This window comes from Dietzia sp. 2505, from assembly GCF_040546785.1.
Lineage (GTDB): Bacteria > Actinomycetota > Actinomycetes > Mycobacteriales > Mycobacteriaceae > Dietzia.
Genome location: NZ_JBEPON010000003.1, coordinates 317,305 through 329,663 on the forward strand (window position 1 = coordinate 317,305; position 12,359 = coordinate 329,663).

General features: G+C 71.5%; 9 protein-coding genes, 1 pseudogene and 1 riboswitch. Of the genes and pseudogenes, 6 read left to right on the forward strand and 4 right to left on the reverse strand.

The features are described from left to right. Window positions 1-5 precede the first annotated feature (5 nt). From ABIE38_RS08375 to ABIE38_RS08385, 3 genes are read right to left on the reverse strand one after another with little or no spacing between them, the layout of a single operon-like run. Window positions 6-1,484 carry a cobyrinic acid a,c-diamide synthase CobB gene (locus tag ABIE38_RS08375; protein ID WP_502914745.1) on the reverse strand — a complete coding sequence of 493 codons (1,479 nt, stop codon included), beginning with the start codon at window positions 1,482-1,484 and terminating at the stop codon, window positions 6-8. After that, on the reverse strand, window positions 1,478-2,092 hold the full coding sequence (cobO, locus tag ABIE38_RS08380; RefSeq protein ID WP_354055298.1) for a cob(I)yrinic acid a,c-diamide adenosyltransferase: 615 nt from the start codon (window positions 2,090-2,092) through the stop codon (window positions 1,478-1,480). Before cobO ends, ABIE38_RS08375 begins: the two co-directional genes overlap by 7 nt. Then, window positions 2,092-4,350: a magnesium chelatase subunit D family protein gene (locus ABIE38_RS08385; protein ID WP_354055300.1), complete on the reverse strand. Its 2,259-nt coding sequence runs from the start codon at window positions 4,348-4,350 to the stop codon at window positions 2,092-2,094. Before ABIE38_RS08385 ends, cobO begins: the two co-directional genes overlap by 1 nt. A 22-nt stretch (window positions 4,351-4,372) precedes the next feature. After that, window positions 4,373-4,559, reverse strand: a riboswitch (cobalamin riboswitch). Between the two features lie 88 nt (window positions 4,560-4,647). On the opposite strand from ABIE38_RS08385, the gene cbiE reads away from it, so the two are divergent. Both cbiE and ABIE38_RS08395 read left to right on the forward strand, forming a co-directional pair. Continuing rightward, window positions 4,648-5,880, forward strand: coding sequence for a precorrin-6y C5,15-methyltransferase (decarboxylating) subunit CbiE (cbiE, locus tag ABIE38_RS08390; protein WP_354055302.1), 1,233 nt, complete (start codon window positions 4,648-4,650; stop codon window positions 5,878-5,880). Then, the gene (locus ABIE38_RS08395; RefSeq protein WP_354055304.1) at window positions 5,877-6,644 is read left to right on the forward strand and encodes a cobalt-precorrin-4/precorrin-4 C(11)-methyltransferase; all 768 of its coding nucleotides are present in this window, start codon (window positions 5,877-5,879) and stop codon (window positions 6,642-6,644) included. Before cbiE ends, ABIE38_RS08395 begins: the two co-directional genes overlap by 4 nt. Window positions 6,645-6,664: 20 nt before the next feature. Here ABIE38_RS08395 and ABIE38_RS08400 read toward each other — a convergent pair whose 3' ends face one another. After that, the gene (locus tag ABIE38_RS08400) at window positions 6,665-7,378 is read right to left on the reverse strand and encodes a TetR/AcrR family transcriptional regulator (protein WP_354055306.1); all 714 of its coding nucleotides are present in this window, start codon (window positions 7,376-7,378) and stop codon (window positions 6,665-6,667) included. A 116-nt stretch (window positions 7,379-7,494) separates the two neighbouring features. Between ABIE38_RS08400 and ABIE38_RS08405 the strand changes: the two genes are divergently transcribed. The 4 genes and pseudogenes from ABIE38_RS08405 to ABIE38_RS08420 all read left to right on the forward strand — a co-directional run. Further along, window positions 7,495-8,472 (forward strand): fumarylacetoacetate hydrolase family protein, encoded by a 978-nt coding sequence (locus tag ABIE38_RS08405; RefSeq protein WP_354055307.1) that lies wholly within the window; start codon window positions 7,495-7,497, stop codon window positions 8,470-8,472. Continuing rightward, on the forward strand, window positions 8,469-9,095 hold the full coding sequence (locus ABIE38_RS08410; RefSeq protein ID WP_354055309.1) for a VOC family protein: 627 nt from the start codon (window positions 8,469-8,471) through the stop codon (window positions 9,093-9,095). The genes ABIE38_RS08405 and ABIE38_RS08410 overlap by 4 nt, the downstream gene beginning before the upstream one ends. Beyond that, a complete protein-coding gene (locus ABIE38_RS08415; protein ID WP_354055311.1) occupies window positions 9,092-10,924 on the forward strand; it encodes an FAD-dependent monooxygenase in 1,833 nt (610 codons plus the stop codon). Before ABIE38_RS08410 ends, ABIE38_RS08415 begins: the two co-directional genes overlap by 4 nt. Next, window positions 10,921-11,891, forward strand: a pseudogene (locus tag ABIE38_RS08420) (thiamine pyrophosphate-binding protein); the annotation flags it as partial. The gene ABIE38_RS08415 and the pseudogene ABIE38_RS08420, both read left to right, overlap by 4 nt. Window positions 11,892-12,359 lie beyond the last annotated feature (468 nt).

Genomic DNA, 12,359 nt, shown 5'->3' on the forward strand with positions numbered 1-12,359 from the left:
CCTGATCAACTGATGCGGGCCGCCCGTCGACCACTGTCGGCGGGCGGCCTGCTGTGTGCGCGGGCGACCTCGGCGGAGAACCTCGCCGCCAGCGCGGGGTGCCCGGCCCAGTGGGTGTGGAGGTACGAGGCGTGCAGGGTGGGGGTCGCGAAGCCCTCGACGCGATCGCCCCACGTCCATGCCGCAGCCGCGCCCGCCGCGCCAGGCCCGGACGCCCCGGAACCCGGGGTGACCGTGGTGCGGTGGAACTCGTGGCCGGTGACCTCGGTGCCCGCCGCCGTGAGGAGGTTCGTCGACCCCGCGGTGACGCGACGGTAACCCAGCGTGAGGCGCGGGGACATGGCCGCGTCCGCCGGCACCGCCCCGATCATCGGGGCGCCGTCGAGGGTGCGACAGAGGTAGAGCAGTCCCGCGCACTCGGCCACGGTGGGTACGCCGGCGCCGAGGGCGGTCCGCAGCGCCGTGAGCATCGGCCGGTTGGCGGCCAGCCCCGCCGCGTGCACCTCCGGGAATCCGCCCCCGAGGTAGACGCCGGAGGTGCCCTCGGGCAGAGCGGAGTCGGCGAGGGGGTCGAAGACGGCCACGTCGCACCCCGCGGCGTCGAGCAACTCGACCGTCTCGGCGTAGCGGAAGGTGAAGGCGCGGCCCCCCGCCACGGCGACGACCGGACGCCGGGGCCCGGAGAGCGCCAGTGCGGGCGGTCCCGAGTCGGGCAGGCCCCCCACCAGCGCCTCCTCCGCGGACCAGGCCGGACCCGACAGCGGCGGCGCCGTGTGGGCCAGGCGCATCACCGCGTCCAGGTCCACCGAGGCGGCGAGGCGATCGGCGAGGTGGTCGAGGCTGCCGGCCGCCCCCGGTCGCTCAGCCGCGGGGACCAGGCCGAGGTGGCGGGACGGGGCGGTGACCTCGTCGTCCCGGCTCAGCACCCCGAGCACGGGGATCCCCAGTGGCTCGAGGGCGCGGCGCACCTCGTCCGAGTGCCGCACGGACCCGGCCTTGTTGAGGATCACCCCGCCGATCCGGACCGACGGATCGAACGTCGCCATCCCCAGCACCACGGCCGCGATGCTGCGCGAGGCGTGCGAGATGTCCACCACCAGCAGGACCGGGGTGCCGGTGAGGCCGGCGACGTGGGCGGTGGAGGAGAAGCCGTCGCCCCCGATCTGGCCGTCGTACAGGCCCATCACTCCCTCGATCACCGCGACGTCGGCCGGGCGCGGCGCGGCCTGCGCACCGTGCAGCAGCAGGGGGACGATCCTGTCCTCGCCGACCAGGTGCGGGTCGAGGTTGCGGCCCGGCCGCCCGGTCGCGAGCTCGTGGTAACCCGGGTCGATGTAGTCGGGGCCCACCTTGTGGCCCGAGACCGTCAGGCCCCTGCGCCGCAGGGCCGCCATGAGCCCCGTGGCGACGGTGGTCTTGCCGTGACCCGACGCCGGCGCGGCCACCACGAGCCGGGGCAGGTCGGTGGGCGATCCGGTCACCATTCGATCCCCCTCTGACCCTTCTGACCCGCGTCCATGGGGTGTTTGACCTTGGTCATCTCGGTCACCAGGTCGGCTGCGGCGACCAGACGGGGGTCGGCGTCGCGGCCGGTGATCACCACGTGCTGCCGACCGGGCCGCGAGGTCAGCGTCTCGACCACGTCCTCGACGTCCACCCAGCCCCACTTCATCGGGTAGGTGAACTCGTCGAGCAGGTAGAGGTCGTGCCGCTCGTCGGCGAGCCGGCGCTTGATCTCCGCCCAGCCCTCGGCGGCGTCCGCGGCGTGGTCCTCCTCGGTGCCGTCCTTGCGTGACCACGACCAGCCGGAGCCCATCTTGTGCCACTCGACCGGCCCGCCTTCACCGGTGTCGGCGTGCAGGCGCGCGAGCCGTTCCATCACCGTCTGCTCGCCGATGCGCCACTTGGCGGACTTGACGAACTGGAACACCCCGATGTCCCACCCCTGGTTCCAGGCGCGCATGGCCAGGCCGAACGCTGCGGTCGACTTCCCCTTGCCGGGCCCGGTGTGGACCATGATCAGGGGCTTGTTGCGGCGTTGCCGGGTGCTCAGACCGTCGTCGGGCACCCGGGCCGGTTGTCCCTGCGGCATCAGGCCACCTCTCCCTCGGGGTGGGCGGGGCTGGGTCGTGCCGGGCCGCCGGCCGCGGTGCGGGCGGGTGCGGTGTGGGTGGGTGCGGTGTGGGTGCGGACGGTGCGGGTCAGTCCCTCGGCCGTCACCTCCCCCAGCGGGATGTGCTCGGCGCCCAGGTGGGTGGCGAGCTCGGAGGCCAGACCCATGCGGAACCGGCCGCTCTCGCAGTCCACCACCACCGACGCCACGCCGTGGGAGGCCAGCCCGGCCGCCGCGGCGCGGGACCGGGCGAGGGCGTCCGGGCCGTGGGTGGCGCGGCCGTCGGTGACGACGACGACGAGGGGTCGCCGCTGCGGATCGCGGACCCCCTCGACGCGGAGGAGCTGGGCGGCGGTGAGCAGACCCTCCGCCAGTGGGGTCCGGCCCCCGGCGGGCAGTTCGGCCAGGCGGGCGGCGGCCACGTCCACCGAGGAGGTGGGCGGCAGCGCGACCTGCGCGCCGGACCCGCGGAAGGTCACCAGCCCCACCTTGTCGCGTCGCCGATAGGCGTCGAGGAGCAGGGAGAGAATGGCGGTCTTGACCTGCTCCATGCGGGTGCGCGCGGCCATCGATCCGGAGGCGTCCACACAGAACAGCACCAGGTTGGCCTCCCGCCCCTCGCGGACCGCCGAGCGCAGGTCGCGGGCGGACAGGAGCAGTCGCCCGCCATCGGCTCCCGACTCGCGGCCCCGCGCCGCCTGATGGGACGCGGCGGCGCGGATGGTGGCGGGCAGGTGCACGTCGGAGCCGGTGAACCCGGCCGAGCCCGTGCGCCGGCCGGTGGAGGTGATCGCGCGGGACCGGCGGCCGGAGACGCCGTGGCCCGTGCCAGCGACGGTCAGCAGCCGCGTGCGATACGGGTCCGAGGCCGCCGTGACCGTCCCCGGCTCGGCCGCCGCGGCGCCCGGTCGGCCGTTCTCACCGGCGTCGCGATCCCCCTGCTGCGGGGCACCGGTCTCGTCGCTGGCGTCAGCATCAGCGTCGGTCTCGGAGTCGGCGCCGCCGTTCGACTCCGACGTCGGCCCGTCCTCAGCCGCACCCGACTCGGTGCCTTCGGTGTCGCCCGCATCCGACTCCGCGTGTCCGGCGTGGCCGGTGTCCTCGGCTGATGCGCTCGCCCCAGGATCCTGCTGACCGGTCGTGGCGTCGCCCGCGTTGTCGTCGTCGTTCTTCGTGTCGTCTCCCGGGCCGTCCGTGTCCGGGCCGTCGTCTCGCGGATCGGGCTCGTCGTCGTCCCCCAGGAGGCGGTCGAGGAGGTCCTCGTCGAGCCCCGGGGCGTCGAACGGTGCGCGGCGACGGCGGTGGGGGAGCGCCATGCGCGCGGCCACGCGGATGTCGGCGCGGGTGATGCGGGTCCGGCCCTCCCAGGCGGCGTGGGCGGCGGCCGTGCGCGCGGTGACGATGTCGGCGCGCATACCGTCCACGTCGAATCCGGCGCAGACGGTCGCGATCGTGGTGAGCGCCCAGTCGGTGAGCTCGATGCCGCCCACGCGCTCCCGGGCGGCGGCGATCCGCTCGCGCAGGGTTAGTTCGTCCGCCGCGAAGGTGGCGGAGAATCCCTCCGGGTCGGAGTCGAAGGCGACCCGGCGGCGGATGACCTCGGCCCGCAGCGCCGCCTCGCGCGGTGCGGACACCTCGACGGTGAGGCCGAAGCGGTCGAGCAGCTGGGGCCGAAGCTCGCCCTCCTCGGGGTTCATGGTGCCGATCAGGACGAAGCGGGCGGCGTGCTCCACCGACACCCCGTCCCGCTCGACGGTCACCCGGCCCATGGCGGCGGCGTCGAGGAGCTGGTCCACCACGTGGTCGTGGAGCAGGTTGACCTCGTCCACATAGAGCAGTCCGCGGTGCGCGCGGGCCAGCAGGCCGGGCTCGAACGCGGTGACGCCCTCGCTCAGGGCCTTCTCCAGGTGCAGCGACCCGGCGATGCGGTCCTCGGTCGCACCGATCGGCAGCTCCACCAGACGGACCGGCCGGTGCTCGGTGGGCGCGTCGTGGGGGATCGGGCCGTCGGGGGTCTCGGTGCCGCGGTCGGTCGGGGCGCTGGAGAACCTGTCACCGGCCACCACCTCGATCTGCGGCAGGATCCCGGCCAGCGCGCGCACCATCGTGGACTTGGCGGTGCCCTTCTCGCCGCGGATCAACACGCCGCCGGCCGACGGCGAGACCGCGTTCAGTAGGAGGGCGAGCGCCATGTCGTCGGAACCGACGACGGCGCTGAAGGGGTAGTGCAGTGGCATGGGGGCTCCCGCTCTCGTCTGCCAGACTGGTCAGCGCGAGGCCGGTCTCCGGACTTCCCGGCTCATCTCGGGCGTTCGCGCTGGACGCGATCGCCTGAGAGGCCGGGTTACCGTAGCGGGCCCTGTGCCGGATTCTCACCGGCTTCCCTGATTCTCCCCTCCGCACCGCCCGGGGCGGGTCGTGGGGCACCTCGTGCTGTTGGGGTGTAGTTGTCTCTCCCGGCCGAGGCTACCCAGCGTCCTCGGGCTCCGGGCGGTCGGGCCGGGTGGCCGCGCTCGACGGTAGGGTTCCGCGTCATGAACGTACGGGTGGTCGTGGTGGTCGGCATCGGCGGTGACGGTTGGGCCGGCCTCGACGAGTCCCGTCGCCGTGCCGTCCTGGGCGCCGACGTCCTGCTGGGCGGGGAGCGGCACCTGGCGATGATGCCGGGCGAGGTGGTGGGCGAGCGCGTGGCATGGCCGCGGCCGCTGCGCTCGGGACTGCCCGATCTGCTGGAGCGCTACGACGGCCGGTCGATCGTGGCCCTGGCCTCGGGCGACCCGCTGGTGGCCGGGGTGGCCACGACGTTGATCGACCTGCTCGGCCCGAAGTCGGTGGAGGTGCTGCCGGCGGTGTCGTCGGTTGCGCTGGCGCGCGCCCGGATGCGGTGGCCCGCCGAGTCGGTGGCGGTGCTGCGCGATCACCGGACCCTCGTGCGCGAGGTGGCGCCGGGGCGGCGGGTGCTGGTGCTCTCGGAGGATCGCCACACGCCGTCTCGCGTCGCGGGGGTGTTGGCTGGTGCCGGTTTCGGGGAGAGCACGATGACAGTCCTCTCCGACTTGGGCAGCCCGGACGAGGCGCGTCAGAGTTGCGTGGCGCGCGACTGGGACCCGGGACGCGAGGCGCCCCAGCTGCACGTGCTGGCCGTGGAGTGCGTGGCCGACGCCTCCGCCCGCCCGCTCGGCCTGGCGCCGGGTCTGCCCGACGACGCCTTCGAGAACGACGGCCAGCTCACCCGCCGCGATCTGCGCGCCTCGGCCCTCTCGCGGCTCGCTCCGTCGGCCGGAGGACTGTTGTGGGACGTGGGCGCCGGCGCCGGATCGGTGGGCATCGAGTGGATGCGAGCGCACCCGTCGTGCCGCACTGTGTCTGTAGAGGCCGATCCCGAGCGGGCGGCGCGGGTGGAACGGAACGCCGCGCGGTTGGGCGTGCCGACATTGGCGGTTGTTCATGGGCGCGCGCCGCAGGCCCTCGAGGGGCTCCCTCGCCCCGACGCGGTGTTCGTGGGCGGCGGTGGCACCGCGACCGGGCTGCTGCGGCAGTGCTGGGAGGCGCTGCGTCCCGGCGGCAGGCTGGTCGCGCACGCGGTGACGATCGAGACGGAGCGGGTGCTGATCGATTCCCGCGCGGAGTTCGGCGGCGAGCTCGTACGGTTCCACGTGGAACACGCCGACTCGATCGGCTCGTTCACCGGCTGGGCACCGGCGCGGGCCGTGGTCCAGTGGTGCGCCGTCAAGCCGCGTTCGTCAGCGACCGAGGAGATGCCGTGACCGTTCACTTCGTGGGGGCCGGACCCGGCGCCGCCGACCTGCTCACGCTGCGCGCGGCCGCCGCGCTGGCAGCGGCCGACGTCTGTCTGTACGCGGGCACCTATCTGGACGACGGCGTGCTCGACCACTGCCGAACGGACGCGCGGCTGGTGGACACCCAGCACCTAAACCTGGACGGGATCATCGGGGAGATCGCGGCAGCGCATGCCGAAGGGCTCGAGGTGGTGCGGTTGTGCTCGGGCGACCCGTCGCTGTACTCCGCGCTCGCCGAGCAGACCCGTCGCCTCGATGCAGCGGGCGTGCCCTGGGACGTGGTGCCCGGCGTCCCGGCCTACGCTGCCGCCGCCGCCGAGCTGGGGGTGGAGCTCACCGTGCCCGAGGTGGTGCAGTCGGTCGTGCTGACCCGCGTCCAGGCCCGGTCGACGGCGATGCCGTCGACGGAGTCGCTCGAGAACTTCGCCGCCACCGGGGCGACGCTGGTCCTGCACCTGGCGATCACCCGGATCCGCGAGCTCGCCGAACGGCTGGTGCCCACGCACGGCGCGGAGTGTCCGGTCGCGGTGGTGGCCAACGCCAGCCGCCCGCACCGCGTCGAGCTGCGGGGCACCCTCGGCGACATCGCCGACGCGGTCGAGTCGGCCGGCCTGCGGCAGGCTGCGGTGATCCTGGTGGGCCGTGCGTTGGTCCGGCCGGGGGAGGCCGAGTCGTGGTTGTACGCGTCGAGCCCGGAGCGGGAGGCGAAGCGGCGGCGGGTGGCGCCGTAGGTTCCTGCCGGGATTGCCCCTCACACCACAGTGCTGCCGGTCTCCGGCCGCCGGCCGGTGTGCACGACCGCGAGGGCGGTATCGACGTCGAGGTCCGGGTCCAGAACTGCTGCGCCCCTGATGGCCGCGGAGCCCACCTCGACAAGCCACTCCACGAGGTGGTCGACGGGCACTCGGCACCCGGTGCGCACCCAGTTCAACGAGGCCTCGTCCGCGGCCGCGATGAGGGTTCGCCCGACGAACTGGACGGTGGCGTCATCGACGTCGACCCCGACCAACTCGGCCATCATCTCGAGTGCCCTGTCGCGTCCTGCCTGCGACGCTTCCCGCACATCCGAGTCCGGCGATCGCCCGCCGGCGATCAGCCGCTGGGCGAGGGCGGGGTGATCGGCGACGTGGCACAGGTGGGCACGAAGGCCGGCCCGGATCGCGTCACCAGGGTCGTCGCCGACGCCCGCGGCGAAAGCCGAGTCCATGTCCTCCACGAATCTGTCCAGGACCGCCCGGTACAACCCCTGCTTCGAACCGAAATGGTGGAAGACGAGGCCGTGTGCCACGCCGGCTCGTCGCGCGATCTCCGAGACCGTGACCGCGCTGTACTCGCGTTCGGCGAATGTCTCGGCGGCCGCATCGAGGACGCGACCGCGCGTCGCGACCTTGCGCTCGGCTCGTGACGTCAGGGCGCTGGTGGCGTCGGAGCTGTCCTCGGGGCGCGGACTGGCATCCCTCTTCACGCCCCCGAGTGTACGAGAGGGGCCTGCTCTCTGAGATCGTTGACCGATAGTCATTGACTGGCAGTCAATGAAGTCGGTAGTGTCCGCGGCATCGAGTTCGACACGAAGGAGCCATCATGGCCACCAGGCTGGTCCGGTTCGTCGCCGACGGGACGACGCACTGGGGGACCGTCAACGGTGACGAGGTCACTGCTCTGGAGGGCGACTATCCGACCACCGGTGAGGTGCTGGAACACGGGGCGGAGGAGTGGCGCGCCGCTGTCGACCGGCCGCCGACTCATCGGTTGTCCGCCGTGACCGTGGTATCCCCGGTGACCGTCCCGTGCCGGGTGGTCTGCCAGGGCGCGAACTACCGCCAGCACGCCATCGAATCGGGCATGGATCCAGACAACCGCGCGTTCAACCTCTTCTTCGACAAGACCGACGCCTCGGTGACCGGGCCCTACGATCCGGTCACGCGCCCCGGCCACGTCCGTCTGCTCGACTACGAGATCGAGCTGGGCCTGGTGATCGGAGCGACCATCGACGGGCCGGTCACCATCACCGACGACCAGCTTCCCCGGTACGTCGCCGCGATCACGATCGGCAACGACCTCTCGGCCCGGGACGTCCAGTTGCCGCAGGGGCAGTACTTCAAGGGCAAGAGCTACCGCGGGTTCTGTCCACTCGGCCCCGAGCTCCTCGTACTCGATGAGGCCGACTACCCGCTGCTCGACGACCTGACCCTGGAGCTGCGGGTCAACGACGAGGTCCGTCAGACCGATTCGACGTCGACCATGCTGTACCGCCCCGCCGAGTCGCTGAGCGAACTGAGCACGTTCTGCAATCTGTCGCCCGGAGACGTGGTCCTCACCGGTACGCCGCACGGCACCGCCGCGAAGTCGCCCCATCCGCTCATCCGACGCCTGGCCACCGCGCTGCTCCCCGAGCACGTGATGTGGCGGTTGTTCATCCGTCGCAACGAGGACGGCCCGTTCCTGCGGCCGGGCGACCTCGTCACCGCCTCCATCCGCTCCGGGGACGGATCTCTCGACCTGGGCAAGCAACGCACCCCCATCATCGCCGCAGACACACCGAACGGAGAGACACGATGACACCCGCGGACCCGGTTGACAGCCCACTGGCTCCAGAGATCCTCGCCCACTACGTGGTCAAGACGCCGCGCGCGTCGGAGATGATCGAGTGGTACAGGACAGTCCTGGGCGCCAAGGTCGTCCACGAGGACAAGCAGATCGCTTTTCTCACCTGGGACGAGGAGAGCCACCGGTTGGCCCTCGTCAAGATCCCCGGGGTGATGCGCTACCTCTTCCCGCTGGCCAGACTCCGCCGCAAAGTCCTCGGCGTCGACCACCTGGCGTTCACCTACGGCTCGCTCGAACGGTTGTTGCTCAATCACGAGCGCCTCGCCGCGCACGGCATAGAGCCCGTGTGGTCGATCAACCACGGGCCCACCACCTCGTTGTATTACGAGGACCCGGACGGTATCCGTCTCGAGTTCCAGGTCGAGAATTTCCCGACCCCCGAGGAGACCGCCGCGTACTTCGACAGCGAGGAGTTCGCGGCCAACCCCATCGGTGTCATGATCGACCCGTCGTACCTCCTCGAACGTCTCCGCAACGGGGAGCCGACGTCCGCGCTCGCCAGCCGGCAGGCGGGCGTTCGTCCGGGCACGAGGGCACGGGCCAACAAGCGCGCCATCACCTTTCGCACGCTATGAACCCGGAGACTCGTGACCCGGTCGTGATCTCCGGCGCGGGCAGCTCCGGGGCGACCCTCGCCCTGCTGCTGGCATCGCGGGGGATCGCCTCTCTGGTCCTGGACCGACGGCGCGATCCGCTGACCCACCCCGCCGCGCACGTCATCAACGCCCGTTCGCTCGAGATCTTGCGAGAGATCCACCCCGACCTCGCCGGCCAGATCGCGGCCCTGTCGCCGCCGATATCCGAGATCAACCTCATCCGGTGGATCTCCTCGACCACCGCGCCCCCACTGGGCGAGATCGATCTGCTCTCGGACCCGGAGCAACTGGACCACGTCCGCTCCCTCAGCGACTTCCTCATCTCGCACGTCGGACAGCACCTGTTGATGCCCGTGCTCTGGCAGTGGCTCGACGACGAGCCGCTGGTCGAGTTCCGCCGAGGGGTGACCGTGTACGAGGTCTCCGAGGTGGGGGACCACATGGTGGTGCGCACGGACGACGGGGAGTTCACCACGCCGTTCGTGATCGGGGCGGACGGGGCCAACAGTCCGATCCGGGAGGGCCTCGGGATCAGTCTGAGGGGCCCGGTACTGGCTCGTATGGCCAGTGCGTTCTTCCGCTCCCCGGACCTGCATCCGGGCGAGAGGCCACTGCTCACCTGGATCTACCGCCCCGAGTTCGCCGGCGTGCTCATCGCGCACGCCGACCGCCACTACGTCCTGATGGGGACCTACCTGCATCCCGGTCAGCCGATCGCCGCCGATCCGATTCGGTACTGGCGTGAGACGCTCCCCGCGGTGCTCGGTGAGGGCGTCACCTACGACATCGAGTCGACCGGCGCCTGGACGATGACCTCTCAGACCGCGTCGACATTCCGCCGGGGCAGGGTCATCCTGGTCGGCGACGCAGCGCATCGTTTCCCGCACACCGGGGGGTACGGACTCAACAGCGGGGTCCAGGACGCGCACAACCTCGCGTGGAAACTCGACGCGGTGCTCAACCACGGTGCCGAGGAGAGCCTGCTCGACACCTTCGAGCTGGAACGCCGGCCGGTGGTCGAGCGGTTCGCCGAGCACAGCGTGGCCAACCATTTCCACCTCGACGCGGTCACACGACACTTCGGCGCGACCAATCGTGCGTTGTATCGGGTGACCCGTCTGATGGGTCGGGCGCCACTGACGTGGTTGCCGGCGGGGGTGGCGGCGTGGCTGTCCGAGCACCTGGTGCGGGGCGGCCTCGCGCGGACGGCCGTGCTCCTCAGGGAATCCCCCCGTGCGCTGCGTGCCCGCGAGCGAGCCGCCGCCGCGATCCCGCTCCAACTGCCGCACTTCGTCTCGACCGGCCTCGAGTTCGGATACTGCTACGACAGCCCGTTGGTGGCCGGCGGCGGTCGGGAGCGTGAGTCCAGCGCACCGGACGAGGTCGTGGACTACGTACCGTCCGTCGTGCCGGGCGGGCGGTTGCCACATGTGTCGCTGGTCGATATCGCGGATGGCCGGCGGTCCATCCTGGAACTGGTCAACCGTTCGCCACAGACGGTCACGCTCATCACCGCCGATCCCCGGGCGTGGCTTTACCACCTCGACGGCGAGGGAACCGGTCCGGTGGCGATCGACGTGGTCGACGTCCGCCAGCGGTCCGTCGAACCCGCGCGCGCCGAGAGTCTTCTGGGGCTCGAGGCAGGTGGAGCGGTCGCGGTCCGCTGCGACGGGCACATCATCTGGAACACCGAGACCTCGGCGGCGTCGTCCGCGGGCTCCCTCGTCTCGTTCCTCAAGGCGCGGTGGGCGCCGGTTTTCAGCGCGTCGACGGCCTCGTCGCCCCGTCAGAAGGAGTCCCTGCTATGACCGACACCGCACAGCAGGCCGCCGCCCCGGAGGCCGACACCGCACAGCAGGCCGCCGCCCCGGAGGCCGACAGCGCGATACTGGATTCGATCGCCCGGCGCGTGCTGTGGACCTCCACCGCGATGATTCACCACGCGAACCGGGTCCGTCCCAATCCGAGCGGTCTGAAGGTCGGAGGGCACCAGGCATCGTGCGCGTCCATGGTGCACATCATGACGTCGCTGTGGTTCGGGCAACTGCGTCCCGGCGACCGCGTGTCAGTCAAACCCCACGCCTCGCCGGTGCTGCACTCGATCAACTATCTCCTCGGCGACCTCGACGAGCGTTATATGACGACGCTGCGCGAGTACGGCGGGCTCCAGCCCTATCCCAGTCGGTCGAAGGACCCGGATCGCGTGGACTACTCCACGGGCTCGGTGGGGATCGGGGCGACCGCACCGCTGTGGGGGGCGATGGCCCGGCGCTATGTGGACACCACCTTCGGCCCCACCGGCCCCGGTCGCCAATATTCGCTGGTCGGCGAGGCCGAGCTCGACGAGGGCGCGGTGTGGGAGGCGGTGCTCGACTCCCGGTGGCCGACCTCGGCGAGGTGGTGTGGGTCGTCGACATGAACCGGCAGTCGCTCGACCGCGTCGTACCGAACATCGCCGCGCGCAGGCTGGAGAAGATGTTCGCCGCCGCGGGCTGGCAGGTCCTCACCGTCCCGTTCGGTCGAACGCTGGAAGGACTGTTCGCCCGTCCCGGTGGCCAGGCACTGCAACGGCGCATTCGTGACATGTCCAAACCCGAATACCAGAGGCTGCTGCGGTGTTCCGCGCAGGAGATCCGAGACCGGATCCCCGGTACGGGACCCGAAGCCGAGGCAATTAACGAGACCATCGGCCACCTCGACGATCAGGCGCTGATCGGCGCGATCTCCAACCTCGGTGGGCATGACATCGACGCGCTGCGCGATGCCTACGCCCGTGGTGTGGGCGGTCGTGCTGATTGCGGTCATCGTCGGGGCAGGCGTCGCCTCGGCCTGCTCATGCGTGCCACCCGAGACTCGGCAAGCAGCGTCCGATCTGATCTCCAGATACGACGTTGTACTTGAAGGCACAGTCGTGCGAACACTCCCCGGAGCCGTCGTCTACGCAGTGGACGAGGTCTACAGCGGCGAAGTGTCGCAACGAGTCCTTGTGACGGCCAATAAGACGAGCTGCGGCCCGGGAACTCCGCCTCGCGGAACTACTTACCTGTTCGTGGGGACAGGCCAGGACGGCATCATCCGCGCGACTGAGGCGGAGGGATGCGTGCGCAATACTGCATCTCTCGACGGAGAGTCAGCGAGTCTAGGTGAGCTCGTCACGGAGTTCCACGGTCCTCCCAGCGCGCCCGAGGCAACCCTTGGATCGCGCGCACTCACGCTCGCCGAGTGGCCGTTGACGTGGCTGGC